Origin of the sequence: Kitasatospora cystarginea, assembly GCF_039533515.1 — a bacterium.
Lineage (GTDB): Bacteria > Actinomycetota > Actinomycetes > Streptomycetales > Streptomycetaceae > Kitasatospora > Kitasatospora cystarginea.
Map to the genome: position 1 here is coordinate 1 of NZ_BAAATR010000032.1, position 25,349 is coordinate 25,349.

21 protein-coding genes and 1 tRNA gene are annotated in these 25,349 nt (G+C 71.8%); 11 read left to right on the forward strand and 11 right to left on the reverse strand.

What is annotated here, in order from left to right:
- The 3 genes from ABD369_RS28480 to ABD369_RS28490 form a co-directional block, all read right to left on the reverse strand.
- Positions 1-340 (reverse strand): 2-oxoglutarate dehydrogenase E1 subunit family protein (locus ABD369_RS28480; RefSeq protein ID WP_344639424.1); only part of this gene is annotated, 340 nt, incomplete at its 3' end.
- 297 nt (positions 341-637) lie between these two features.
- A complete protein-coding gene (locus ABD369_RS28485; RefSeq protein ID WP_344639425.1) occupies positions 638-1,828 on the reverse strand; it encodes a sensor histidine kinase in 1,191 nt (396 codons plus the stop codon).
- Positions 1,829-1,894: 66 nt separating this feature from the next.
- Entirely contained in the window at positions 1,895-2,632 is a 738-nt protein-coding gene (locus ABD369_RS28490; RefSeq protein ID WP_280695361.1) for a response regulator transcription factor, read from the reverse strand.
- Between the two features lie 622 nt (positions 2,633-3,254).
- On the opposite strand from ABD369_RS28490, the gene ABD369_RS28495 reads away from it, so the two are divergent.
- The 3 genes from ABD369_RS28495 to ABD369_RS28505 all read left to right on the forward strand — a co-directional run bounded on the left by ABD369_RS28495 (position 3,255) and on the right by ABD369_RS28505 (position 7,434).
- A complete protein-coding gene (locus ABD369_RS28495) occupies positions 3,255-3,968 on the forward strand; it encodes a rhomboid-like protein (protein WP_344639426.1) in 714 nt (237 codons plus the stop codon).
- 227 nt (positions 3,969-4,195) lie between these two features.
- Positions 4,196-6,592, forward strand: a complete 2,397-nt coding sequence (gene lon / locus ABD369_RS28500) for an endopeptidase La (protein ID WP_344639427.1) — start codon at positions 4,196-4,198, stop codon at positions 6,590-6,592.
- A gap of 311 nt (positions 6,593-6,903) precedes the next feature.
- Entirely contained in the window at positions 6,904-7,434 is a 531-nt protein-coding gene (locus ABD369_RS28505; protein ID WP_344639428.1) for a GtrA family protein, read from the forward strand.
- A 64-nt stretch (positions 7,435-7,498) separates the two neighbouring features.
- On the opposite strand, the gene ABD369_RS28510 is transcribed toward ABD369_RS28505, so the two are convergent.
- Positions 7,499-8,527, reverse strand: a complete 1,029-nt coding sequence (locus ABD369_RS28510; RefSeq protein ID WP_344639429.1) for an ABC transporter permease — start codon at positions 8,525-8,527, stop codon at positions 7,499-7,501.
- A gap of 125 nt (positions 8,528-8,652) precedes the next feature.
- Between ABD369_RS28510 and ABD369_RS28515 the strand changes: the two genes are divergently transcribed.
- Both ABD369_RS28515 and ABD369_RS28520 read left to right on the forward strand, forming a co-directional pair.
- Positions 8,653-9,114, forward strand: coding sequence for a MarR family winged helix-turn-helix transcriptional regulator (locus tag ABD369_RS28515; protein ID WP_344639430.1), 462 nt, complete (start codon positions 8,653-8,655; stop codon positions 9,112-9,114).
- 128 nt (positions 9,115-9,242) lie between these two features.
- On the forward strand, positions 9,243-10,802 hold the full coding sequence (locus ABD369_RS28520; RefSeq protein ID WP_344639431.1) for an MDR family MFS transporter: 1,560 nt from the start codon (positions 9,243-9,245) through the stop codon (positions 10,800-10,802).
- Between the two features lie 461 nt (positions 10,803-11,263).
- Here the strand turns inward: ABD369_RS28520 and ABD369_RS28525 are convergent, their stop codons facing one another.
- Complete coding sequence (locus ABD369_RS28525) at positions 11,264-11,506, reverse strand: hypothetical protein (protein ID WP_344639432.1); 243 nt, start codon at positions 11,504-11,506, stop codon at positions 11,264-11,266.
- 19 nt (positions 11,507-11,525) lie between these two features.
- The gene (locus tag ABD369_RS28530) at positions 11,526-12,716 is read right to left on the reverse strand and encodes an inorganic phosphate transporter (RefSeq protein WP_344639433.1); all 1,191 of its coding nucleotides are present in this window, start codon (positions 12,714-12,716) and stop codon (positions 11,526-11,528) included.
- A gap of 344 nt (positions 12,717-13,060) precedes the next feature.
- Between ABD369_RS28530 and ABD369_RS28535 the strand changes: the two genes are divergently transcribed.
- The gene (locus ABD369_RS28535) at positions 13,061-14,467 is read left to right on the forward strand and encodes a C40 family peptidase (RefSeq protein ID WP_344639434.1); all 1,407 of its coding nucleotides are present in this window, start codon (positions 13,061-13,063) and stop codon (positions 14,465-14,467) included.
- A gap of 51 nt (positions 14,468-14,518) precedes the next feature.
- Here the strand turns inward: ABD369_RS28535 and ABD369_RS28540 are convergent, their stop codons facing one another.
- Entirely contained in the window at positions 14,519-16,822 is a 2,304-nt protein-coding gene (locus tag ABD369_RS28540; protein ID WP_344639435.1) for an FdhF/YdeP family oxidoreductase, read from the reverse strand.
- 553 nt (positions 16,823-17,375) lie between these two features.
- On the opposite strand from ABD369_RS28540, the gene ABD369_RS28545 reads away from it, so the two are divergent.
- Both ABD369_RS28545 and ABD369_RS28550 read left to right on the forward strand, forming a co-directional pair.
- A complete protein-coding gene (locus tag ABD369_RS28545; RefSeq protein ID WP_344639436.1) occupies positions 17,376-17,804 on the forward strand; it encodes an SRPBCC family protein in 429 nt (142 codons plus the stop codon).
- 162 nt (positions 17,805-17,966) lie between these two features.
- Complete coding sequence (locus ABD369_RS28550; protein ID WP_344639437.1) at positions 17,967-19,079, forward strand: serine/threonine-protein kinase; 1,113 nt, start codon at positions 17,967-17,969, stop codon at positions 19,077-19,079.
- Between the two features lie 197 nt (positions 19,080-19,276).
- On the opposite strand, the gene ABD369_RS28555 is transcribed toward ABD369_RS28550, so the two are convergent.
- Positions 19,277-20,104 carry a TetR/AcrR family transcriptional regulator gene (locus ABD369_RS28555; RefSeq protein WP_344639438.1) on the reverse strand — a complete coding sequence of 276 codons (828 nt, stop codon included), beginning with the start codon at positions 20,102-20,104 and terminating at the stop codon, positions 19,277-19,279.
- A 193-nt stretch (positions 20,105-20,297) separates the two neighbouring features.
- Here ABD369_RS28555 and ABD369_RS28560 point away from each other — a divergent pair, with 193 nt between their 5' ends.
- Both ABD369_RS28560 and ABD369_RS28565 read left to right on the forward strand, forming a co-directional pair.
- Positions 20,298-22,010 carry a DUF885 domain-containing protein gene (locus ABD369_RS28560; RefSeq protein ID WP_344639439.1) on the forward strand — a complete coding sequence of 571 codons (1,713 nt, stop codon included), beginning with the start codon at positions 20,298-20,300 and terminating at the stop codon, positions 22,008-22,010.
- Positions 22,011-22,361: 351 nt separating this feature from the next.
- Positions 22,362-23,279 (forward strand): trypsin-like serine peptidase, encoded by a 918-nt coding sequence (locus ABD369_RS28565; protein WP_344639440.1) that lies wholly within the window; start codon positions 22,362-22,364, stop codon positions 23,277-23,279.
- Positions 23,280-23,307: 28 nt separating this feature from the next.
- Here ABD369_RS28565 and ABD369_RS28570 read toward each other — a convergent pair whose 3' ends face one another.
- The 3 genes from ABD369_RS28570 to ABD369_RS28580 form a co-directional block, all read right to left on the reverse strand.
- Positions 23,308-23,883, reverse strand: coding sequence for a methyltransferase family protein (locus tag ABD369_RS28570; protein ID WP_344639441.1), 576 nt, complete (start codon positions 23,881-23,883; stop codon positions 23,308-23,310).
- Between the two features lie 129 nt (positions 23,884-24,012).
- Positions 24,013-24,357, reverse strand: coding sequence for a hypothetical protein (locus tag ABD369_RS28575; RefSeq protein ID WP_344639442.1), 345 nt, complete (start codon positions 24,355-24,357; stop codon positions 24,013-24,015).
- Between the two features lie 238 nt (positions 24,358-24,595).
- Positions 24,596-24,667 (reverse strand) — tRNA-Arg (locus ABD369_RS28580).
- A gap of 203 nt (positions 24,668-24,870) precedes the next feature.
- Here ABD369_RS28580 and ABD369_RS28585 point away from each other — a divergent pair.
- Positions 24,871-25,338, forward strand: a complete 468-nt coding sequence (locus tag ABD369_RS28585) for a response regulator (RefSeq protein ID WP_344639507.1) — start codon at positions 24,871-24,873, stop codon at positions 25,336-25,338.
- Positions 25,339-25,349 lie beyond the last annotated feature (11 nt).

Here is a 25,349-nt window from a genome sequence, read left to right on the forward strand (position 1 = left end):
CGGCCTTGGGCGCGGGCGGCGCGGCGGGGGCTGCGGCGAGCGGCGCGGGCGCCGGCTGCACCGGCGCGGCCGGTGCAGCGGGGGCGGGCGCCACGGCAGCGGCAGCGGGGGCGGCGGGAGCAGCAACGGTGGTCGGCGCGGGGCCGGCCGGGGTTGCGGCCTGGGTCACTGGAGTCACCTCGGTACCGGGCTTGTAGTCGGCGAAAAAGTCCCACCAGGCTCGGTCGACCGAGTTGGGATCCTGGAGGTACTGCTGGTAGATCTCGTCGACGAGCCACTCGTTGGGGCCGAAGCCAGTGGAGCTTGCCGAGCTGACAGGGGTTTCAGGGTGTGGCGACACGGGGCAACCGCCCTCTTCCGCTTCCTTTTGGGATGGTGGACAGCGGGGATTAAGGCTACGCCTCCGAACAGTGATCGCGCAGTCCCCAGCCGGGAGGCGTCGTCCAGATCACAGTACCAACCTGCAATTTGGCTGAAAACCTGCGTTAGAACTCTCGGCCAGCGGGTAGGCGGACGTCCTCTCGCTGGGCTGAAACCCCCACAAAATCGGACAATACCGCAGGTCGCTGCCCGATGACACGCGGGGCAGGGCAGGGCCGGACGCCTAGTGTCCCAGTTCTGTGACAGATCGCGGCGATCAGCTCACAGCGGGTTCGTCCGGCTCCTCGGCCGTTCCGGTGCCGGGCAGGGCGACCTCGATCCGGCAGCCCTCGGCCGTCTCGGCCACCTGGATCCGGCCACCGTGCAGGTCCACCGCCCAGCGGGCGATTGCCAGCCCCAGGCCGGTTCCGCCGTCGCTGCCCGGCCCCTGGGCGGTTGCCGTGCCGCTGCGGCCGAACCGCTCGAAGACATGGCTGCGGTCCTGCACCGGGATGCCCGGGCCCTGGTCCTCGACCTCCAGCAGCAGGGCGCCCGGCTGCTCCCCGGCCCTGGCCCGGACCGTCACGGCGCCACCGGTGGGGGAGTGCTTGCAGGCGTTGTCCACCAGGTTGGCGACCACCTGGTGCAGCCGCTCGGTGTCGGCGACACCGGTCAGGTCGGCCGGGCTGACGTCCAGGCGCAGGGTCACGTCGTCGCGCCTGGCGTACGCGCCGCCGGCCGTGGCCCCGTCCACGGTGACGCCGCGCAGCACGCCGTCCAGGAAGGGCCGCACCTCGAAGGGGCGGGCGTCCAGCGGCACCACGCCGTCGTCCAGCTTGGAGAGGTCCAGCAGGTGGGTGACCAGTCGACCGAGGCGTTCGGTCTGCTCCAGGGCGGCGCCCAGGGTCTTCGGATTGGGCTGGACGACGCCGTCCACCACGTTCTCCAGCACGGCGCGCAGCGCGGCGATCGGTGTGCGCAGCTCGTGCGAGACGTTGGCGACCAGCTCGCGGCGGTGCCGGTCGGCGGCCTCCAGGTCGGCGGCCATCCGGTTGAAGGTGGCGGCCAGCTCACCGACCTCGTCCCGGGAGGAGACCTCCACCCGGGCGCTGTAGTCGCCGCTCGCCATGGCCCGGGCGGCGGCGGTCATGGCGCGCAGCGGCGCGGTCAGCCCGTGCGCCAGGAACTGCATGAAGAGCAGCGAGGCGATCATCGAGAAGATCATGATGATCCGGATCTGGGTCTCCGACCGGATCGCGACCACCGCCATACCGGTGGCCAGGAAGACCGACACGCTCACCAGCAGGGCCAGCTTGCCCTTGATGGAGCGGACCGGGTCGAGCGGGCGGATGTCCGTCCAGATGCGGCTGGCGGCGCGCGCCACCAGACCACGGCGCGGCTGTGCGGCGGTGTCCGCCTCGTGGTGCCGCGCCTGGGTCGCCCCGTTGCGTTGCTGTGGAAAGGTCATGTCGTCCCTGCGTCGTCCCCCGACCTGCCGGACCTGGGCCCCCCGGTGGCCCAAGCGCCGGTTCGGCTAGGAGAGCGGTGCCTCCAGGGCGTACCCGACCCCGTGCACCGTGCGGATCCAGCTGGCGCCGATCTTGCGGCGCAGTGCCTTGACATGGCTGTCGACGGTGCGGGTGCCGGAGGCGTCGGTCCAGTCCCAGACCTCGGCCAGCAGCTGCTCGCGGGTGAGCACGGCGCGCGGCTGGGCGGCCAGGCAGGCGAGCAGGTCGAACTCGGTCGGCGTCAGGTGGACGTCGCCGCTGCCCAGTCGCACCCGGCGCTGGACGTGGTCGATCTCCAGCTCGCCGAAGCGCAGGGAGCCGAGCGCGGGCGTCCTGGCCGCCTGCTGGGCCCGCTCCACGCGGCGCAGCAGCACGTTGACCCGGGCCGCCAGTTCCCGCATCGAGAACGGCTTGGTCATGTAGTCGTCCGCGCCGACGCCGAGGCCGACCAGCAGGTCCGTCTCGTCATCCCGTGCGGTCAGCATCAGGACCGGCACCGGGCGCTGGGCCTGGATCCGGCGGCACACCTCAAGGCCGTCGAAGCCGGGCAGCATCACGTCGAGGACCACCAGGTCCGGCTGCCAGGTGTGGAAGCCGTCCACCGCGCCGGGGCCGTCGTGGGCCACGGCGACCTTGAAGCCCTCGGCGCCGAGCCGGGCCGCGATCGACTCGGCGATCGTCGGCTCGTCCTCGACGACGAGCACCCGTCGCTGTGTGGTCACCGGACTGCCAGTGCCGGTGCTCTCCTGCTGAATTTCTGTCACGGTCACGCCACCGCCCCCAGGGCTGCGGGCCGACTGCCTGTGGGGACAGCGGGCTCCGCTCGTAGTCGTCTTGTTCCGTCATGGGCCGTGTTCGGGCCCGCGGTCCACCCGAAATGCCGTCCGCCGTCGGCACCGGAAGGAAAGGCCCGCAGGTGTGGGTCTGCGAGCCCTCCGCTCTCATCGCAGCGTACGGACACTGCGAGCATCCCGGCAGGTGAACCGGATACAACCGGCCTGTTGGCCGGGGCCGGAGACCTGCCCGGGATTGGGTACGGGGCGATACCTTACCCGGCAAAAATATCGACCGTAACGGTGCGTATGCCCTCGAACGGATGGCACACTTCATTGCGAAGTGACTACTTGTCCGTAAACAAAGGGCTGGTACGGACCAAGGTGGGGAGGGTGTCCGGCCCGGTGTGGCGTGATCTTCACAGGTCCCTCCCAGCAGGCTCTCAGGAGCTCGACGTAACGTGGGCACGACAATGCCACTCGGCCCGCACGACCTGGAGTGGAGGCGGGATGCGGAGCCGCTGGGCGGTGCCGCAGGCGGCCTGGGGGGCCGGTGGGTCGTTGGCCCGCGCGCGGTCGCGGGCGTGCTGTCGGGTGTGGGCGGGGAGCTGGCGTGGCAGGTGAGCGGTGGGTCGGACGGCCGGCGGTGAGCGACCTGCCGGCCCTGGTGCGGCGGCTGGTGCCCACCCCCCGGCGCAATCCCTTCGCGTTCGGCTATCTGCTGGTGCTGCTCGGCATCGCCCTCTTCTCCCATGTCGCCGATCCGGCCCTGGTGTACCGGCTCCAGGCGTTCTCCAGCACTGACGGGCACAACCTGCTGCACCGGACGGTGCTGCCCCTACTGCTCAGCGGACTGTGGGTCGCCGGACCGGTCTGGATGCCGTACCTGTGGGCCTTCGCCGTCACCGTGGCGCCGCTGGAACGGCGGGTCGGCGGGTGGCGGGCGGTGGGCGTCTTCGCCGCCGGGCACATCCTGGCCACCCTGCTTTCGCAACTGGTCGTCGCGGTCGCCGTGGCCTCGGGCCGGCTCGGCTCCGACGCCCTGGACAGTCTCGACATCGGCGTCAGCTACGGCGTGCTGGCCAGTCTCGGCGCGCTCGCCGGACTGCTCCGGGCGCCCTGGCGGCTCGTGGCGCTGGCCGGGGCGGCCGCCGTGATCGGGCACGGCATCCTCGCCGACCGGGACCTGGTCACCGGTGTCGGCCATCCGGCGGCCCTGCTGGTCGGTATCTCGCTCTGGCGATGGCTGCGGCGCGGCGGGCCGCGCAGCGAAGCGTTCCAGGGGCGCGAGGAGTTGTGCGAGCAACCCGCGGTGGCGCGAGCGTAGGCCCCGGTCGGGCGGCGCCGTGGCGGTGCGGCGAGCCGCGAGCGGGGTCGTGCGCCGTCGCGGGGTGGCCGTTTCCTCCGTGTTCTGAGCGGTGCGGCTCGGTGCGTCCCGCTGCTCGGGCTTCCCGCGGTCGAGTCGTTCGCTCAGGGCGAACGCGGCGCTGGGAACATCCCGATGCCTCCAATCCTTAGTCAGGTCAACTCAAGTTCGCTGACTGGGGAGAGATCATGGCATCGACGTCCGCTTCGCTCACCCTGCCCGTGCTGCCACTCGACGACGAAGTGGTGCTGCCGGGCATGGTGGTCCCGCTGGACCTGTCCGCCACCGAGGTGCGCGCCGCCGTGGAGGCGGCCAGGGCGGGTGCGGCGGGCGGTGTGAAGCCGCAGGTCCTGCTGGTGCCCAGGCTGGACGGCTCGTACGCGGCGGTCGGCACCCTGGCCACCGTCGAGCAGGTCGGCCGGCTCGCCGACGGCGACCCGGCAGCCCTGGTCCGCGCCGTCCGCCGGGTACGGATCGGTGCCGGTACGACTGGGCCGGGTGCCGCGCTCTGGGTGGAGACCAGCCCGTTCCGCGAGTCCGACCCGGGGCTGCCGGTGGCCGGCCGGGCCGCCGAGCTGGTCAAGGAGTACAAGTCGCTCTCCACGAAGTGGCTGCGCAAGCGAGGGGCCTGGCAGATCGTCGACCGGGTGGCCCAGACGGAGGACGTGGGCGAGCTCGCCGACAACATCGGGTACGCGCCCTTCGCCACCGCCGAGCAGAAGCTCAAGGTGCTGCTGGAGGCGGACCAGCTGGCCCGGCTGGAGTACGCGCTGACGCTGCTGCGCGACCACCTCGCCGAGGAGGAGGTCAACGACACCATCCGCAAGGACGTCGAGGAGGGCGTGGCCAAGCAACAGAAGGAGTTCCTGCTCCGTCGGCAGCTGGAGGCGGTCCGCAAGGAGCTGGCCGAGCTGAACGGCGAGGCGGTCGACGAGGAGGGCGACTACCGGGCCCGGGTGGAGGCCGCCGACCTTCCCGAGAAGGTCCGAGAGGCCGCCCTCAAGGAGGTGGACAAGCTGGAGCGCGCCAGCGACCAGTCACCCGAGGGCTCCTGGATCCGCACCTGGCTGGACACCGTCCTCGAACTCCCCTGGAACGAGCGCAGCGAGGACTCCTACGACATCGCCGGTGCCCGTGCGGTGCTGGACGCCGACCACGCGGGCCTGGCCGACGTGAAGGACCGGATCGTCGAGTACCTGGCCGTGCGCAAGCGCCGGGCCGACCACGGGCTCGGCCTGGTCGGCGGCCGCCGTGGGGGTGCGGTGCTGGCCCTGGTCGGCCCGCCCGGGGTGGGAAAGACCTCGCTCGGTGAGTCGGTCGCCCGTGCGATGGGTCGGAAGTTCGTCCGGGTGGCACTCGGCGGCGTCCGGGACGAGGCGGAGATCCGTGGCCACCGGCGCACCTACGTCGGCGCACTCCCCGGCCGTATCGTGCGCGCCATCAAGGAGGCCGGGGCGATGAACCCGGTGGTCCTGCTGGACGAGATCGACAAGGTCGGCTCGGACTACCGGGGCGACCCGGCGGCCGCGCTGCTCGAAGTCCTCGACCCGGCTCAGAACCACACCTTCCGCGACCACTACCTGGAGGTCGAGCTGGACCTCTCCGACGTGGTCTTCCTGGCCACCGCCAATGTGCTGGAGGCCATCCCCGAGCCGCTACTGGACCGGATGGAGCTGGTCCGCCTGGACGGCTACACCGAGGACGAGAAGGTCGTCATCGCCCGCGACCACCTGCTGCCCCGGCAGCTGGAGAAGGCCGGGCTGACCGGTGAGGAGGTCTCGGTGGACGAGGCCGCCCTGCGCCGGCTGGCCGGCGAGTACACCCGGGAGGCCGGCGTAAGGAACTTGGAGCGCTCGATCGCCCGCATCCTGCGGAAGGTCGCCGCGCAGAGCGAGTTGGGCGAGCGCGAGCTGCCCGCCGCCATCGGTGCCGACGACCTGCGGGCGCTGATCGGGCGGCCGCACCACATCCCCGAGTCCGCCCAGGAGCCCACCGAGCGGCGCACCGCCGTCCCCGGCGTGGCCACCGGCCTCGCGGTGACGGGCGCCGGAGGCGACGTCCTCTACATCGAGGCGTCACTGGCCGACGCCGAGACGGGCGGCACCGGCCTCACCCTGACCGGTCAGCTGGGCGACGTGATGAAGGAGTCCGCGCACATCGCGCTCTCCTTCCTGCGCTCGCGCGGCGCCGAGCTGGAGCTGCCGGTCACCGACCTGCGCGACCGGGGCGTCCACCTGCACATCCCGGCCGGAGCCATCCCCAAGGACGGGCCCAGTGCGGGGATCACCATGACCACCGCACTGGCCTCGCTGCTCTCCGGCCGCAAGGTCCGGACGGACGTCGCGATGACGGGCGAGGTCTCGCTGACCGGCCGTGTGCTGCCGATCGGCGGGGTGAAGCAGAAGCTGCTCGCCGCCGACCGGGCCGGGATCACCACGGTGATCATCCCCAGGCGCAACGAGCCCGACCTGGACGACGTCCCGGCCGAGGTACTGGACCGCCTCACCGTCCACCCGGTGGGCGACGTCCGCGAGGTGCTCAAGCTGGCCCTGGAGCCGGCGGAGGTCCTGGTCGCCGCGGCGTGAGGGGGTCCGTCAGGGACGCGGGGACCTGTTCGGTCGGCCGCACACCTTCATGGTGGGCCGGTCGCGCGGTTCCCCGCGCCCCTGACGGCGAAGCATGCTGACCGCCTGCCAGCTCCGGGCGCCCGCAGGGTGAGTCGACCCCGTACCCCTAATTACTGCGCCGGGACGGACCAGGAGACCGGGGTGCTGCGGAACGCGGCGGGCCGCCGGATAGCGGGCCCGTCCGGCGGGCGCAAGGGCAACCAGGCGGTAATGCCCCGGGCGGGTCTGCGGGGTACCGGCACGAAACCCCAGCGTGCGACACTGCCGAAATGCCGTCACCTACTCAGCGGGCCCTGGCCCTGGTTCCGGCCCGGCTGCGCCCCTTCCTGGTACGGCACCGCAAGCTGGTGAAGTTCCTGGTGGTGGGCGGCACCTGCTTCCTGCTCACCATGGCCGTCAACTTCGCGCTGAAGCTCACGGTGCTGCATGCCAAGCCGGTGGCCGCGCTCACCGTCGCGACCGTGATCGCGACCGTCGTCTCCTACGTCCTCAACCGGCAGTGGTCCTTCCGGACCAACGGCCGGCAGCGCGAGGCCCTGCTCTTCTTCGTGGTCAGCGGGGTGGCGATCCTGGTGAACGACGCCCCGCTGGCCGTCTCCCGCTATGTGCTGGACCTGCGCGAACCGGACGTCAGCGCCTTCACCCAGGAGGTGGCCGACTTCGTCAGTGGAATGATCCTCGGCACGCTGCTGGCGATGGCCTTCAGGTACTGGGCGATGAAGCGCTGGGTGTTCCTGCCCGAGTCGCCGCCGGCCGCCGGGGAACGGCGCAGGCCGCAGCAGAAGCACGAACGCGTCTGAGGCCCCCTGCCCCGGCGCGGTGTGCAGGGGCAGGGGGCCTCAGACCTGTTGGACCTACGGTCCGTCAGTTGGCCAGTTCGCGGCCGCCACGGGGACCGCGGAGCACCGCGAGCATCGTGACGGCGATGCCGAGCACGGCCCAGGCGCCGAGCACCAGCAGCGGAGCGGCGATGTTGGTGCTGTCGAAGTAGGCGATCGAACGGGTCGCGTCCGTGCCCGCACCGTTGGGGATCCAGGAGCCGATGGCCCGCCAGAACGGGGGCAGCAGTGGCGGAGCGTAGACGCCGCCCGCACTCGGGTTGCCGAGCACCACGAAGATCAGTACCGCCAGGCCGATGCCGATGACGTCGAACAGCGACTGCAGGGCCATGGTGATCGCCCCGGTCGCGAAGACCACCAGGCTGCCGAGGCCGATCAGCTCCGCGCTGGAGCCCGGCAGGGCGCCCAGGACCGAGCCGACGAGGATCGTGCCGCCGATCCCGGCCGCGACCGAGTAGAGCGCGAGGGCGCCGAGGCGGATCAGCGCCCGGTGGCGGTTGGCGGGCCGGGCGCCCGCGCTGATGCCGAGGATCGAGGCGACCAGGTAGCCGCCGACGCACCAGCCGACGACCAGGTAGAAGGAGGAGAGCCCCCGGCCGTCGCCCGCCGCCAGCGGGGCCACGTCCTGGATCTTCACGGTGCGGTTCTGGGTCTTCTCCAGGCCGGTGACGATCTGCTCGGCAGCGGTGGCGACGGACGCGCTGCGGGCACTGGCGACCAGCAGGGTGTCCTCGGTGCCCTTCGGGTTGAACACCAGGGCCGCGTAGATCTTCTGGTCCTTGAGCAGGTCGGTCGCCGCCTGCGGACTCTCCACCGCGCCCGCCTTGACCGCGTCGTTCGGTACCGACTCGAGGCCCGCGACCAGCTTCGGGCTGACCTGCGGCGGCGCGACGACGGAGATCGACAGCTGGTGCGGGGTCGGGTGGTGCAGGGCACCGACGTACGAGGTGATGAAGCCGAGCTGGAGCAGCAGTACGGCGATCACCATGAGCGCGGCGCGGGGCTTCACCGCGTCCTTCAGTTCTGCGAGGAACCCTTGGTCCGGGCCGGCCATCGACTCTCTCCCCTTACTGATCGAGAACGCGGTCAAAACGGATACTTCATGAGGATGATACTTCATGTCGTGAAGCAGTTCTCGGGCTGGGGGGATCTCGCGCGGTCTGCGGGATACTTGTCGCCATGAGTGACGAGGCGGCTGCCGAAGAGGCGTTCCAGGCGGTCGAGCGCGAGGTCGCGCTGCTGTTCCGGCGCGGCCGGGCTCGCGCGGCGGACATGTCCCGGCTGGTGCATCCGCAGCTGGAGGGCGTCGCCTACAGCATGATGGCCTTCATCGAGGCTGCCGGGCGGGTGCGGATGACCGACATCGGCGTGCACTTCGGGGTGGGCAAGGCCACCATCAGTCGTCAGGTCAAGGTGCTCGAGGCGCTTGGTCTGGTCGCGCGCGAGGTCGATCCGCTGGACCGGCGCTCCTCGCTGGTCTCGCTCACCGAGGACGGTTCCGAGCGCTTCTTGCGGGCCAAGGGGCGGCGGATGGCCGAGTTCCGGGCGATGCTGGGGACCTGGGAGACGGTCGACGTGCGGCAGTTCGGCGAGCTGTTGCAGCGCTTCAACGCCCTGACCGCCGAGTCGCTCGAAGCCTGAGGCTCCGGCTCCGTTCGCATCCAGCCCGCCGTGACCGGCGGGCTTTGCTTTGCCCCAAAGAAGGTTGCCAAATTCAACCATCTCGAATTATGGTTGCCTAAGGCAACGAATCTCAGTGGAGGATCCCGATGAGCGCTTCCCCGACCGAATCCATGAACCATCGCCAAGTCCTGGAAGCCCTGTCGGGTCTGCTCCTCGGTCTGTTCGTCGCGGTCCTCTCCTCGACCGTGGTGTCGAACGCCCTGCCCCGGATCCTCAACGACCTGCACGGCGGCCAGACGGCGTACACCTGGGTGATCACCGCCGCGCTGCTCTCGCTCACCGCCTCCACCCCGATCTGGGGCAAGCTCTCCGACCTGGTCAGCAAGAAGCTGCTGGTCCAGGTCGCGCTGGTGATCTACATCGTGTCGTCCGCCCTGGCCGGCCTGTCCCAGAACACCGGCGAGCTCGTCGCCTGCCGGGTCCTGCAGGGCATCGGAGCGGGCGGTGTCACGGCACTCGGCCAGATCTGCCTGGCTGCGATGGTCCCGCCGCGTGAGCGCGGCCGCTACAGCGGCTACTTCGGCGCCGTCTTCGCGCTGGCCACCATCGGTGGCCCGCTGATCGGCGGCGTCATCGTGGACACCAGCTGGCTCGGCTGGCGCTGGTGCTTCTACGTCGGCATCCCGTTCTCGTTGATCGCCATCCTGGTGCTGCGGCGGACGCTGAAGCTGCCGGTCGCCAAGCGCAAGGTGAAGATCGACTACCTGGGCTCGCTGCTGATCGCCGGCGCCGTCAGCCTGCTGATGATCTGGATCAGCCTGGCCGGCCAGAACTACGCCTGGATCTCCTGGCAGACCGCCGTCATGGTGCCGGGCGGCCTGGCGCTGGCCGCGCTCTTCGTCCTGGTCGAGAGCCGGGCTGCCGAGCCGATCATCCCGCTCGGTCTGTTCCGCTACCGGACCGTCTCGCTGGCCGCGATCGCCAGCGCCCTGGTCGGAATCGGGATGTACGGCGCCACCACCTTCCTGAGCCAGTACTTCCAGCTGGCCCGGGAGAAGTCGCCGACCATGGCCGGGATCATGACCCTGCCGATGATCCTCGGCTTGGCCGTCTCCTCCACCGTGGCCGGGCGGCTGATCACCAGGTACGGCAAGTGGAAGGCGTACCTGGTCTCCGGGACCTTCCTGCTCGCGGCCGGCTTCGGGCTGCTGGGCACCATCCGGGACAACACCGCCTACCCGATGCTCGCCCTCTTCATGGCGCTGACCGGGATCGGTCTCGGTCTGACCATGCAGAACCTGGTCCTGGCGGTGCAGAACACCGTCCCGCGCCAGGAGCTCGGCGCGGCCAGCTCGGCGGTCACCTTCTTCCGGACCATGGGCGGTGCGATGGGTGTCACAGCGCTCGGCGCCCTGCTCTCCAACCGGGTCACCCACCACCTGACCGAGAATCTGATCGCCGCGCACATCAACCCCGCGGCCGCGGCCGGCGGCGGGGAGATCCCCGATCTGCACAAGCTGCCCAAGCCGGTGGTGCCGCTGGTCACCGACGCCTTCGGGCACGGGGTGGCGGAGGTCTTCCTGGTGGCCGCGCCGTTCGCGCTGGTGGCCTTCTCGGTGGTGCTGCTGATCCGCGAGGTGCCGCTGCGGACCCGTCAGGAGGAGGCACCCGTGCGCCGGGCGGACCTGCAGCTCGTCAAGGACTGAGAACCTCGTCAAGGACTGAGAACCGGAGCCGGGTGCTGGGACGGCCCGGGGCGCCACGGACGGTGCCCCGGGCCGTCCCCATACCCGGGAGAAGTCGCCAGGCTTCGGGGGCGTGTGAGCGGGCCTTCGCCGCTGAGACAGGGGCGGGTAGTGCCGGTGCACGCCCGGGCGTGGGGGCTGCGTGAGCGCCCCTCTGAGGGCTTCGGCGGGACTGGCTCGCCGGGGACCGGTCCTGTGCGGCGCTCGGGGTCGTGTGGGCCCCCCTTCTGTGGGAGGTAGGCGCCAGGGCGGCCCGACAGCACTCAGGGGCGCGGGGAACGCGCGCGGCCAGCCCTCGACGGAGGTGCATGGTCGTGCGCGCGTGTTCCCCGCGCCCCTGAAGGTGCGGCTTGCGCTTCCGGCTCAGTGCGGCGTGGCTGCCGTCCCGTCCGCCTCGGCGCGGCTGTCGCGGCTGTCGCGGCTCAGCCGGCGATGAGGCTGAGGCCGTAGAGGACGGCGCCCGCGCAGGCGGTGAAGCAGACCGACGCGAGTGCCAGGCTGCCCTTGCCCGCGGTGGCGCCGCCGGTGCCGGCGGTCTCCAGGGCCGCCTCGCGGCGGCAGAGGGCGAGGACGCCGACCGAGAAGACCGCGACCACGGCGATGGTGACGGCGAAGCTGACGCCCGCGGTCTGGGCCAGGGCGGCCCACTTGATGCTGACGCTCATGAGTGACTGCCTTCCGGTCTCAGGCCGCGACGGTGGTCGAGGCGGCGGTCGGGGTGGTGACGGGGCCGGCGGGGGTGACCTCGACGGTCTCGGTGGCGGTGACCGGGGTCACGTCGTTGACGTTGCCCGCGTGCACCGGCTGGCGGCGGGAGATGAGGTACATCGAGCCGGAGCCGAGCACCAGGGCCGCGCCGATCAGGACGATGCCCCAGGTGCCCTGGTCCACGACCACGGCGGCGAGACCGGAGACGACGGCGGCGGCGGGCAGGGTCAGGCCCCAGGTATAGACCATGCGGCGGGCCATCGCCCAGTTCAGCCGGGGGTTACGGCCGCCGAGACCGGCGCCCATGATGCCGCCGGAGCAGACCTGGGTGGTGGACAGGCCGTAGCCCATGGCGGAGGAGGTCAGGATGACCGTGGCGGCGGCGCTCTCGGAGGACAGGCCCTGCGGCGGACGGATGTCGGCCAGGCCCGAGCCCATGCTGCGGATGATCCGCCAGCCACCCATGTAGGTACCGAGCGCGATGGCCGCACCGGCGCCGGCGATCACCCAGACAGGCGGCGTCGCACCCTTGTGCAGGGCGCCGGCGGAGACCAGGGTCAGGGTGATGATGCCCATGGTCTTCTGGGCGTCGTTGGTGCCGTGGGCGAGGGAGATCAGCGAGGCCGAGAACATCTGGCCCTTGCGGAAGCCCTTGTCGCTGGTCTTCTCGTCGGTGCCCCGGGTCAGCAGGTACGCCAGCTTGGTGGCGCCCCAGGCGGCCAGGCCGGCCACGATCGGGGAGGCGACGGCCGGAATGACGATCTTGGACAGTACGGTCGCGAAGTTCACGCCGTTGATGCCGGCGCCGACCACGGTGGCACCGATCAGACCGCCGTACAGCGCGTGGGAGGAGCTGGAGGGCAGGCCCTTCAGCCAGGTCAGCAGGTTCCAGAGGATTGCGCCCACCAGCGCCGCGAAGATGATCGACGGCTGGAGGCCCGCCTTCTCGTTGACGATGCCGCCGGAGATGGTGGTGGCGACCTTCACGGAGAGGAACGCACCCGCGAAGTTGAGGACGGCCGCGATGGCGACGGCGACCTTGGGCTTGAGTGCTCCCGTGGCGATGGACGTTGCCATCGCGTTGGCAGTGTCGTGGAAGCCGTTGGTGAAGTCGAAGGCGAGCGCCGTGATGATCACAACGGCCACCAGGAACGTGATGTGTTCCATACCCAAACAATCGTCGTAGGAGTCGACCTGACAGAGCTGTCACCGGCGACCGTAGGGACGGTTGGTGAACGGAAGGTGAACTGGGCCGGGAATCGTGGTTCCGACAGTGGCGTGAGGGTTGCGTGAAGGCGGACGCGGCGTGACGGATAGGCCGTTGACGTGGGCATTTGTCGATGATCAGACGATTTGACGGTGTCTCGGTGAGACGGGGCTCACACTGAATCTGAAAATTCATCAGCACCGTGCGCACGGCCCCTGTCTGTCGTGGTCGGGGCATGGCAGGATCAGCCGGTAACTCGTGGGTAACAGAGGTCCGGCGCCGCCGGGCAGGGGAGGGCCGGCCGATGGGTGCTGCGCAACGGGTCGAGGCAACCGGCAGCGGGACGACCGGCACCAATCCGTGGGTGCGCGCCGCGCTGCGCTGCGGGGCGGCCCTGGTGGCGGCCGCGCTCGCACTGCCGATGGCCGGGACGGCCTACGCGGCCCCGGATCCCGGGCCCACGGCCACCGTCGCGCCCGGCGCCGATCCGCTGGCGAACGCCAAGGCCACCCTGCTGCCGCTGCTGCAGCGGCTGCACCAGCTGTACACCGAGGCCGAGGCCGCCACCGAGACCTACAACACCGGCGTCGACCGGCTCAGGAAGCAGCAGGCCGCGGTCGCGGACCTGGGTGTCCGGCTGACCAGGCAGCAGGCCGCCGTGGACGCCGGCACCGACCTCGCCGCCCAGCTGGCGGGCGCGCAGTACCGCAACGGCAACGTCTCCCAGTTCGCCGACCTGCTGCTGGCCAAGGACCCGTACGAGGCGGTCGTGATCGCCGAACTGCTCCAGGCGGCCGGGCGTTCGCAGGCGGTGTTCCTGGACAAGCTGAAGGCCGACCGGGCCGAGCTGACCGTGCTTCAGCAGCAGGCCCAGGCCGCCCAGGCGCAGGCGCAGGCGCTCGCCGCCCAGCAGGAGAAGGCCAAGAACGAGGCGGCCAAGCGGCTGCAGGACGTCGAGGCCATGGTCGGCTCGCTCACCGGCGCGCAGCGCGACGAGCTGGCGCAGCTGGAGAAGGAGCAGGCCGACGAGGCGCAGCTGGCCCTCCTCGCCTCCGGTGTGCTCGGCAAGGGCGAGCGCACCCCGTCGGCCGCCGGGCGCAAGGCGGTGGCGTTCGCGCTGGCGCAGCTCGGCAAGGACTACAAGTGGGGCGGGGAGGGGCCGGAGGTCTTCGACTGCTCCGGGCTGACCTCGCAGGCGTGGCTGCACGCGGGCCGTCCGATCCCGCGGACCAGCCAGGAGCAGTGGGCGGAGCTGCAGCATGTGCCGCTGAACCAGCTGCGCCCCGGTGACCTGGTGATCTACCACGCCGAGGCGACCCATGTCGCGATGTACATCGGCGGCGGTCTGGTGGTGCAGGCTCCGCACACCGGTTCGGTGGTGAAGATCTCGCCGGTCGCGATGATGCCGATCCTCGGTGCGGTCCGGCCCGACCCGGGGGCGGCGGCGGACGATCAGGGCGGGGCCTGGAAGGTGCCGGACGTCGCGGCATCGGCGGACCAGGTCACGCCGATCAAGCCCGCGAAGCCGTCCACGCTGCCGAAGCCGGCCCCGAGCGACACCCCGAAGCCCGGCGGTACGCCGTCCGGCAGCCCGTCGGCCACGGCGTCGGCCGGTACTTCGGGTACGCCGTCGGCCACGGCGTCCGGGTCCGCCTCGCCCTCGGCGTCCGGGTCCGCCTCGCCCTCCCCGTCACCCTCGAACCGGAGCTGAGGACGGCGGCCGGGACCTCGCCGCCGGCGAGGCCCCGGCCGGGCCCGGCCGTCAGACGCGCAGCGCCGCCCCGTCGGGGGCGGTGTCGGCCTCGAAGCGGATCACCACGGCCTTCGAGGTGGGCGTGTTGCTGATGTCCGCCGTCGAGTCCAGCGGGACCAGCACGTTGGTCTCCGGGTAGTACGCCGCCGCTCCGCCCCGGGCCACCGGGTAGTGCACCACCTTGAAGTGCGGGGCCCGGCGCTCCACGCCGTCCTGCCACTCGCTCACCAGGTCGACGTAGCCGCCCTCGGTCAGCCCCAGCTCGGCGGCGTCGGCGGGGTTCACCAGGACCACCCGGCGGCCGCCCGTGATGCCCCGGTAGCGGTCATCCAGACCGTAGACGGTGGTGTTGTACTGGTCGTGCGAGCGCAGGGTCTGCAGCAGCAGCCGGCCCGCCGGGACCTCGGGGGCGGTCATCGGGTTGACGGTGAAGTTGGCCTTGCCGGTGGCGGTCGGGAAGGTGCGGCTGTCCCGCGGGCCGTGCGGGAGGGCGAAGCCGCCGGGGCGGCGCACCCTGGTGTTGAAGTCCTCGAAGCCCGGCACGACCCGGGCGATCCGCTCCCGGACGGTGTCGTAGTCGGCGGCGAACTCCTCCCAGGGGACCGGGTTCTGCGGTCCGAGGGCGGCGCGGGCCAGCCGGCAGACGATCGCCACCTCGGAGAGCAGCTCGGGGCTCGGCGGGCGCAGCCCGCCGCGCGAGGAGTGCACCATGCCCATCGAGTCCTCGACGCTGACGAACTGGTCGCCCCCGGCGGTGCGGTCCTTGTCGGTGCGGCCGAGGGTGGGCAGGATCAGCGCGCGGGCGCCGGTGACCACGTGCGAGCGGTTGAGTTTGGTGGAGACGTGCACGGTCAGCCGGCAGCGGCGCATCGCCGCCTCGGTCACCTCGGTGTCGGGCGTGGCGGCGACGAAGTTGCCGCCCATCGCGAAGAAGACCTTCACCCGGCCGTCGCGCATCGCCCTGATGGTGTCCACCGAGTCCAGGCCGTGGTGGCGCGGCGGCTCGAAGTCGAACTCCTTGCCGAGGGCGTCCAGGAAGGCCTGGGTGGGCCGTTCGAAGATGCCCATGGTGCGGTCGCCCTGCACGTTGCTGTGCCCGCGCACCGGGCAGACCCCGGCACCCGGGCGGCCGACGTTGCCGCGCAGCAGCAGGAAGTTGACCACCTCGCGGATGGTCGGCACCGCGTGCTTGTGCTGGGTCAGGCCCATCGCCCAGCAGACGATGATCTTCTCCGAGGCCAGGACCAGCCGGGACAGCTCCTCGATCTGCTCGTACGGCAGACCGGTGGCGGCCTCCACCTCGGCGCGGTCGGTGGTCTTCGCCTCGGCCGCGAACTCCTCGAATCCCAGGGTGTGTTCGGCGATGAAGCCGTGGTCGACGGCGCCCTCGGTGGTGAGCAGGATCCGGTTGAGGGCGCGGAAGAGCGCCAGGTCGCCGCCGAGGCGGATCTGCAGGAAGAGGTCGGTCAGCTTGGTGCCCCCGCCGATCAGGCCGCGGGCGTTCTGCGGGTTCTTGAACCGCTCCAGGCCGGCCTCGGGGAGCGGGTTGACGCTGACGACCTTCGCGCCGGCGCGCTTGGCGCGCTCCAGGGCGGAGAGCATCCGGGGGTGGTTGGTACCCGGGTTCTGGCCGGCCACGATGATCAGGTCGGCCTGGTAGAGGTCCTTGAGGTGGACGCTGCCCTTGCCCACGCCGAGGGTCTCGGTGAGGGCCGAACCGGACGACTCGTGGCACATGTTGGAGCAGTCGGGCAGGTTGTTGGTGCCCAGCTGCCGGGCGAACAGCTGGTACGCGAAGGCGGCCTCGTTGCTGGTCCGGCCGGAGGTGTAGAAGGCGGCGCCGTCCGGGGTGTCGAGCTGCCCGAGCTCCTCGGCGACGATGGCGAAGGCGCGGTCCCAGGACACCGGGACGTAGTGGGTGGCGCCCTCGTCCAGCAGCATCGGCTGGGTCAGACGACCCTGCTGGCCGAGCCAGTAGCCGGAGCGAGTGGCCAGGTCGGCGACCGGGTGGGTGGCGAAGAAGTCGGCGGTGATCCGGCGTTCGGTGGCCTCCTCGGCCACGGCCTTGGCGCCGTTCTCACAGAACTCGGCGGTGTGGGTCTTGCCAGGCTCGGGCCAGGCGCAGCCCGGGCAGTCGAAGCCCTTCGGCTGGTTCACCTTGGTGAGGGTGGCGAGGGTGCGGGCCGGGCTCATCTGGGCACCGGCCATGCGGAGGGTGTGGGCGATGGCGGGCAGGCCGGCGGCGGCGCGGTGGGGTGGCGACACCCGGGGCGCGTCCTGTGCCGGGTCGCTCTGCGGGGCCTGCTTGGCCATTACTGCCCACCTCCTGACTCACCAGGTCCCCCGCATCCTTGCAGGGGGCCGGCGGCAATCCTTTCACCTGCGGCACCCCGCCGGGGAGAGGGGATGGGCCCGGAGACGGGCACGAGGCCCGTCGGGGGCGGGAGGCGGCTGTGCGTGGTCGACGACGCGATCGACTTCGGCCGGTGCGTGATCCCGATCGTCCGTGCGGAGGTCGCAGGGCGGGACGCCGAGCGCGCCGCCAGGGGAGGCGGCCCGGGAGAACCACCGGCGGCAGCTGATCGCGTTCCAGGCATGACGCCGCGCACCCGCGGAACACCCGGTCGAACCACCCTGAGCGATCGACGACGTACCCGTCCGGCCGGCGCGGAAGGGCCGGATCCCGTGAGACACCGGACGGCGAGGCCGTGAGGCGCTCCGGGACCGACCCGCCCGGGCCCGTCCGGGCCCGCCCGGACGGGGCGCGGCCGGTGTCCGACGGCTGGTGGTTGCCGGGCGGCGGGCGGCAGCGCAGGCTGGAAGGTACCGATGGCCCGGGTGGCCGGGCCGGGAAGCGAGGCTTCCGATGAGCAGGCTGGAAGAGCAGATCAACATCGATGTCCCGGCGCAGGAGGTCTGGGCGCAACTGCACCGCATCGACGAGTACCCGAAGTTCGTGGAGGGTGTGAAGAGCGCCGCCGCGCACGGCAGTAGCCGAGCCCATCTCGACATCCGGATCGGTGACGGCGAGCAGGCATTCGAGACCAGGCTGGCCGACCGCGGCGGCCAGAAGGTCATGGACTGGACGGTGGACAAGCCGGAGCTGAAGTGCGCCTTCGCCGTGAACCCGCTGGACGAGGAGCACACCCAGCTCCAGGTCCGGCTGGAGTACGACGCGGAGGCCGTGCGGACGGCCTTCGGCGGCCCGAAGGGGTTCGCCCAGGTCCATGCGATCGAGGAGGCGGTCCGGACCGACCTGGAGAAGTTCAAGGACCTGCTGGAGAGCCGGAAGTAGCCCTGGGCGGCTCTCCGCCGGACTCCTGGGAGGACCGGGGTCGAACGATTCGATCGCGCCCGCCTTGCGGCCCGGGTGTCGCCGTTAGTCTGAACGTCGATCCGAACTCTGATCTGAACTTCGTTCGATTCGGCGACACTTGGGTGTCGGGGTGGGGGCGCGATGAAGGCCGGGGACGTGCTGGACGGCCGGTACCAGCTGATCGGCGAACTCGGCCGGGGCGGCTTCGGGGTGGTCTTCCGGGCGTACGACCAGCAGCTGGAGCGCGAGGTCGCGGTCAAGCTCCTCACGGACCGGTACACGGCTTCGCCGCACGATCTGGCACGCTTCAGGGCCGAGGCGATCGCGGCGGCCAGGCTCAACCACCGCAACATCGTGGCCCTGTACGACTTCCCCAAGGCGCGGCCCGAGCCCTACATGGTGATGGAGCTGATCACCGGCCGCTCGCTCGCGGGCGTCATCGGGGCGGGCCCGACCGAGCTGGAGACCGCGCTCGGCTGGGTCGGCCAGCTCTGCGACGCCCTGGACGCCGCCCACCGGGCCGGGGTCGTCCACCGGGACGTGAAGCCGGAGAACATCATGATCACCGCCGCCGGGGAGGTGCGGGTACTGGACTTCGGCATTGCCCGCCTGGAGAGCCGCACCACCGGTCTCACCAGTACCGGCTCGGTCGTCGGCAGCCCGCACTACCTGGCCCCCGAACGCTGGCGCGGCGAGGACAGCGGTGGTCGCTCGGACCTGTACGCCGTCGGCTGCGTGATGTACGAACTCTGCACCGGCAGGAAGACGTTCCAGGCCGAGGACACCTACGGGCTGATGTACTGCCACCTCGAACGCGAGCCGGACTCCCCGCGCGGTCAGGTGCCCCTGCTGCCGGCGGAGTTGGACCGCCTGATCCTCGACCTGCTCGCCAAGGACCCCGACCGCCGTCCGGCGGACGCCGCCGAGGTCCGGCGCAGGCTGGACGCGATCCGGCCCGGCCGGTGGCGGGAGCTCAAGGCGCGGGCCGATGCCGCCTGGGCGCTCGGCGCGGACGGCGATCCTGCGGCCGCCGTCCGCGAACTGCGCCCGCTGGTCGAGGAGTTCGCCCGCGAGTGCGGTCCGGAGGACCCCCGCACCCTGCGCACCCGGCACGACCTGGCCCTCTGGCTGGCCGCCGCCGGCCGGCCGGATGAGGCCGTCGGCCTGCTCCGCGACGTCCTCACCGCCGCCGGCCCCGGCGGCCCGCTCGCCGAGGCGGCCGCCCGCGACCTCGCCCGCTTCGAACGCGACTGAGGCAGGGGCCAGGGCTGCGGGACGCCCTTGCGACGGGGCCGTGCGCGGCCTGGATGCGCCCTGTCCAGCGTCAAGGCAGCCGATTCGGTGACCCGGCCGACTGGATGGATCGATAGGAATCGGCCGATCCGTGTGGGCCCGCTGGACGCCGACCTTTGCGCGACACGGGGGTCGGGAGCCGCAACCGACCGCCTCGGCTACCCCTCCGCCCGAGGGCCCGCTCCGGCCGGCCGCGCCGACTGCGCCAACGGCGCCAGCTGCGCCACCAGGGCCGCCGCGGAGCCGTCCGCCGGCTCCAGTGCCAGCAGGGCCGCCAGTGCCCGGGCGGTCTGCCCGTCGTGTCCCGCCGCCGCCACGGCCATCGCCACGAACTCGTCCACCAGCCAGGCGCAGAGCGACTCCTGGGGGATCTGCCGCCCCTCGTCGAGCCAGCTCAGCGCGGACGCCTCCACCACCGAGATCCACGCCCGCACCAGCAGCGTCAGCCGGGGGCCGGCCTCCCGGACGCCGAGGTAGCGCAGCGTCTGCCGGAGCGCTGCGCGTCGTACCTCGTCCACGGTCGCCGAGGTGCGCGCCGTCTCCACCACCGAACCGCCGCGCAGTAGTGCGGCATAGCCGGTGTGGTGCTCGGCGACGAAGCCGAAGTACCGGTTCAGCACGGCGGCCAGCCGTTCGGTGGGGGTGCCCTCGGCGGGCACCGAGAGCCTGCTGGTCAGCTCCTCGGCCGCGGTGCGCAGCGCGGCCTCGTACAACTGCTGCTTGCCGCCCGCGAAGTAGCGGTAGACCAGCGGCCTGGACGCCCCTGCGGCCTCCGCCACGTCGTCCAGGCTGACCTCCTCCGGCGGCCGGTTGCCGAACAACTCCAGGGCCACCGCGATCAGTTGCTCGCGCCGCTGTTGCACCGGCAGCCTCCGGTAGCCGGAGCGCCGCGCCCTGGGCTCGCCCGCCGCGGACGTCGCGGTGCCGAAGGCCGGGGAGGCGGCCTCGGGCGCGGGGTCGGGGGTGATCGCTGAGCTGGTTGCCATGCGCGCCAGCGTAGTGGCCCACCCGCCGTTCGGCTCGGGTGCGCGGTCGCCTTCCTCCGCGCGGCCGCCGGTCTGACCATCCGACAGGCGATGCTGCCCCCAAGGCTTCAGCGGTCGGACATCCTCCACCCCAGCGGTCAATCATCCTCCGAAAGACTCTTGAAAACCGGCCCAGCTGCGAAAAGATGGCTGAATGGTTGAAGAACTGATCAACTCTCCCGCGGACGGCACCACCCCTCGCCGTATCGCCGACGCCTATGTGCACGCGCTCGCCGACCTCGATCCGGTGACCGCGGTGTACCTCGGGCTCAACCCCGAGGACGACCGGCTGCCCGACCTCTCCCCGGCCGGCCAGGAGGAACTGGCGGACCTCGCCCGCCGCACCCTCGCGCAGCTGGACGAGGCCGAGGGCGCCGCCGCCGAGCTGGACGAGGCCGAGCGGCGCTGCGCCCGGCTGCTGCGCGAGCGGCTCACCGCCGAGCTCGCCGTCCACGACGCGGGCGAGAACTTCCGCGCGGTGCGCAACCTCGGCTCGCCGCTGCACAACGTGCGCGAGGCCTTCACCCTGATGGCCACCGACACCGACGAGCAGTGGGAGATCATCGGCCGCCGGTTGGCCCGGGTGCCGCTGGCCGTCCGGCAGTACCGCGAACTGCTCGCCGAGGGCATCGAGCGCGGTCTGCTGTCCGGCCCGCGCCAGGTCACCACGGTGATCGGGCAGATCGCCGAGTGGGCGGAGGGCGACGTGGCCGGCGGTTGGTTCGGCTCCTTCGTCCAGGGCGCCCCCGAAGCGCAGCGCGAGGCCCTGAGCGCCACCGCCGTGGCGGCGACCGAGGCCATCGCCGAGCTCCGCGACTGGCTGCGCGACGTCTACGGTCCGGCCGCCGCCGAGACCCCGGACACCGTCGGCCGTGAGCGCTACCGCCGGTGGGTGCGGTTCTGGACGGGCGCCGACCTCGACCTGGACGAGGCGTACACCTGGGCCTGGGGCCAGTTCCACGACCTGGACGCGCAGATGCGCGCGGAGGCCGAGAAGGTGCTGCCGGGCGCCACCCCGATGCAGGCCATGAAGTGGCTGGAGACCGACGGCCCGGCGATCAAGGGCGAGGAGGAGGCCCGCGCCTACCTCCAGGGCCTGATGGACCAGGCGATCAACGACCTGCAGGGCAAGCACTTCGACCTGGCCGACCCGCTGCTCAAGGTCGAGTCGAAGATCGCCCCGCCCGGCAGCGCCGCCGCGCCGTACTACACCGCGCCCTCGTTGGACTTCTCCCGCCCGGGCCGCACCTGGCTGCCCACCCTGGGCAAGGACAGCTTCCCGGTCTGGGACCTGGTCTCCACCTGGTACCACGAGGGCGTCCCCGGCCACCACCTCCAACTCGCGCAGTGGACGTACGTCGCCGACCGGCTCTCCACCTACCAGGTCACCCTGGGCGGCGTCAGCGCCAACCTGGAGGGCTGGGCGCTGTACGCCGAGCGCCTGATGGACGAGCTCGGCTACCTCACCGACCCCGGCCACCGCCTCGGTTACCTGAACGCGCAGATGATGCGCGCGCTGCGGGTGATCGTGGACATCGGCATGCACGCGGACCTGGACTTCCCGGCCGACTCGCCGTACAAGCCGGGCGAGCGGATGCTGCCGGACGACGCCCGGGAGTTCTTCGGCCGCTACTGCGGGCTCTCCACCGACTTCCTGGACAGCGAGCTGGTCCGCTACCTCGGCATGCCCGGGCAGGCGATCGGCTACAAGCTCGGCGAGCGCGCCTGGCTGCGGGGCCGCGCCGAGGCGAAGGCCAGGGCCGAGGCGCGGGGCGAGGAGTTCGACCTCAAGGCGTGGCACATGGCGGCGCTCTCCCAGGGCTCGCTCGGCCTGGACGACCTGGTCGCCGAGCTCAGCGCGCTCTGACCCACGGGCGTGAGGACCCGCGCGACCGGCCCCGACACCTTCGCGGGGGCGCTCGCGCGGCTCCCGCGCCCCGGAGGAGGACCGCCGGGGCGCGATGCGACCGGCCGCCCCGGCACCCGTCTGATGTAACGTCAAAAATCTTTTCGAACGGAGCCCGGTCAGGCCGCCGGGCCTTCGTGGCGAGCGGCGCCGGGCCCCCGATTCTCACGGCTTTCCCAGCATAGGATCACGCGATTTCCAGTTGATCACCGCATAGTCGAAGGTACGCACTTAGATCCGAGCGTGTGGCGAACCGTATGCTGGGCAGGAGTGACCAACCTGATGAGCCGTCATCGAAGGACAGGCCGGCGCATGAATCGTCGCCCCTGGGCGCTGACCACCCTCCTCATTCTCGGTACGGCCGCTGCCATAGCGGGTGCCACCACCATCACCACCGAGACCACCGCTTTCGGCCACCACCTCGCGGCCGCCTCGAGCCACGTCGCCGCCGGTCACACCGCACCCTCCGCCCCCGCCTCCGCGGCCGGTACGCCGAGCGTGCAGGTCGCACCCGGCGAGTCCGCCGCCGCGGGGCCGTCGCCCAGCAGGGACCCGTCCGACCTGCCGTCCCTGCGCCCCGCCCCGGGGACGACCGGCGTCGCCCCGGTCAGCGACGAGTCCTCCCGGGTGGGGGCGCTCTACAGCGGCTCGGCGCCCAGCGGCAACCACTTCTGCACCGCCAGCGTGGTGCACAGCGGCAGCAAGAACCTGCTGCTCACCGCCGCGCACTGCGCGTCCAACACCGACAACCTCTACTTCGCCCCGGGCTACCGCAACGGCCAGAGCCCGTTCGGCACCTGGCAGGTCACCAAGCTCTACCAGACCACCGGCTGGACCCAGAACGGCAACCAGGACGAGGACTTCGCCATCCTCCAGGTCGCCCAGAACAACGGCCGCTCCATCGAGGACGTGGTCGGGGCGAACAACCTCGCCCTCAACGTGGACTTCGGCGCCCGGGTCCGCCTCTACGGCTACCCCGCCAACACCGAGGAGCCCATCCTCTGCACCAACGACACCACCAAGCAGAGCGACCACCAGCGCCGGATCGACTGCCCGTCGTTCCCGGGCGGCACCAGCGGCGGCCCGTGGATCGACACCGACACCGACAAGGTGATCGGCGTCATCGGGGGCTACCAGCAGGGCGGCGACACCGACGACACCTCCTACAGCGCCACCTTCGAGAAGGCCGTGGGAGACCTCTACAACCAGGCCGCCGCCGACAGCACCTGACGGCCCCCGGCCCCGCCGGTCCCCGGTGTCACCAGACGCCGGGGATCAGCCGCTTCGTCCGGGCCGCGTACGAGGCGTAGGCCTCGCCCAGCGCGGTGGTCAGCACCCGCTCCTCCACCCGGATCCGGTACCCGACGGCCAGGCCGAGGCAGACCGTCACCAGCAGCCAGGACGCCACGTTCCCGAAGGAGACCGCGAGCGCCGCCGCGGCCAGCAGGGCGCCGGTGTAGGCGGGGTGCCGCAGCCGGCGGTACGGCCCCCGGTCGACCACCCGGTGGCCCTCCTGGATGTGCACGGTGCCCCGGAAGTACCGGCCGAGCGTGTGGATCGACCACAGCCGCAGCCCCATCCCGGCCCAGGTGAGGACCAGTAGCACCGCCGAGGTGGCCGGGCCCACCGGGTACGACAGTGCGGGCAGCGCCCGTCCGATCGGTACGGCGAGTCCGAAACCCGCGACGGACAGCCCGGCGAACACCAGCAGGCTCCGCCACTCGTGCTGCCTGGTCCGCCCGCTCCGCAGCAGCTGCCGGATCTGCAGCACCCCCTCCGCGGCCAGCCAGACCCACATCGTGCTGTCGAAGGCCGTGCGCACCCAGTCCACCATGGCCGAACCCCTTCCAGGAGCTGCCCGCACCTGCGTGCGCGGGTTGCCTCGAAGGTCTCACCGGGGCCGGGTGGAGCGGCTCCACTCCGGGGTGGACTTCCCGGTGGAGCCGCCGCCCTGTCGCCGCGCTCAGTCGCGGACCTTGTGCAGCCAGAGCCCGACCCCGACGCCGTTGCGGGTCAGCACGCAGACCCAGTGGTCGTAGCGGCCGCCACTGGAGTTCACCCGGCCGGGGCCGGCGTTGTTGCAGTTCTCGTACGTCCAGTACCAGGTCTCGTACTCCCAGCACGGGACGGTGTTGTTGTTGTCGTTGCAGCTCGGTGCGGGCTCGGTGTCGGCCGGCCCGGCGGGGGCCCGCACGGCGGCCGGGACGGCCGGGTGGGCGGGCGCCGCGACGGCGTCGGTGAGCCCGAGGCCGGCCAGGGCGGCGGTGACGGCGAGTGCGGTGACGGTCCTGCGGACGGGAGAGCGCATGGGAGCTTCCTTCCTGGTTCCCGGCGGCGGATCTCGCCGATGCCCGGTGCTCCAGGTCTGGCCGCGGCGCTGCGCGCTCACACGGGTTGACCGTTTCCCGTCCGCACGGTCAACGGGAAACCCCCCGGAGCGGCTCCAACTCGCCTTCGGCGCCCGGCGGTTCGGACGGGGAAAAAGACGAAGGCCCAGGTCTGCGGAGTAACTCCGCCACCTGGGCCTTGCCGCACTTCTCGCGAAGTGCCCCCGGTAGGATTCGAACCTACGCACCCGCCTCCGGAGGGCGGTGCTCTATCCCCTGAGCTACGGGGGCCTGCTCGGTGTCGCGTCCTGCACGCTGCGACGTGGAGAACATTACCAGGCTCAAGGAGTGCTCCGTGCACGGGTTTCGGTTCGAGGTGGCGAGGGGGGTGGCGAACGGCCCGTGGGCGGGTGGCGTGCGGGCGACGGAGGGGTGGTGCAAGTCGGGGAAAGCGCGGACGGGCGGGTGCGGGCGCGGATACCCTCGGTGAGGTGGTGTCCGGGACGTCCGGGCGGGTCCTCGTGGTGGATGACAGCGAGGCGATCCGCCAGCTGATCAGAGTCAATCTGGAGCTCGAGGGCTTTCAGGTGGTGACCGCCGCCGACGGGGCCGAATGCCTGGAGGTGGTCCGCCGGGTGCGGCCGGACGTGGTGACGCTGGATGTGGTCATGCCCCGGCTGGACGGCCTGCGTACGGCGGCCAGGCTGCGGGCGTCCACCGCGACCAGCCGGTTGCCGATCGCGATCGTCAGCGCCTGCACCCCGGCCGATCTGGCCAGGGGGGAGTCGGTGGGGGTGGACGGCTACCTCGGCAAGCCGTTCGACCCGGCGGACCTGGTGGCGCTGGTGCGACGGCTGATGGCGCTGCGTGACACCGGCGGGTCGGGCGGCCGGCGCCGCTTCGCGTACGGCTTCGGCGAGGGCTCCGCCGGATTCTGCCCTCAGCGAACAGACCTCCCCTGAGCGAAGGACGG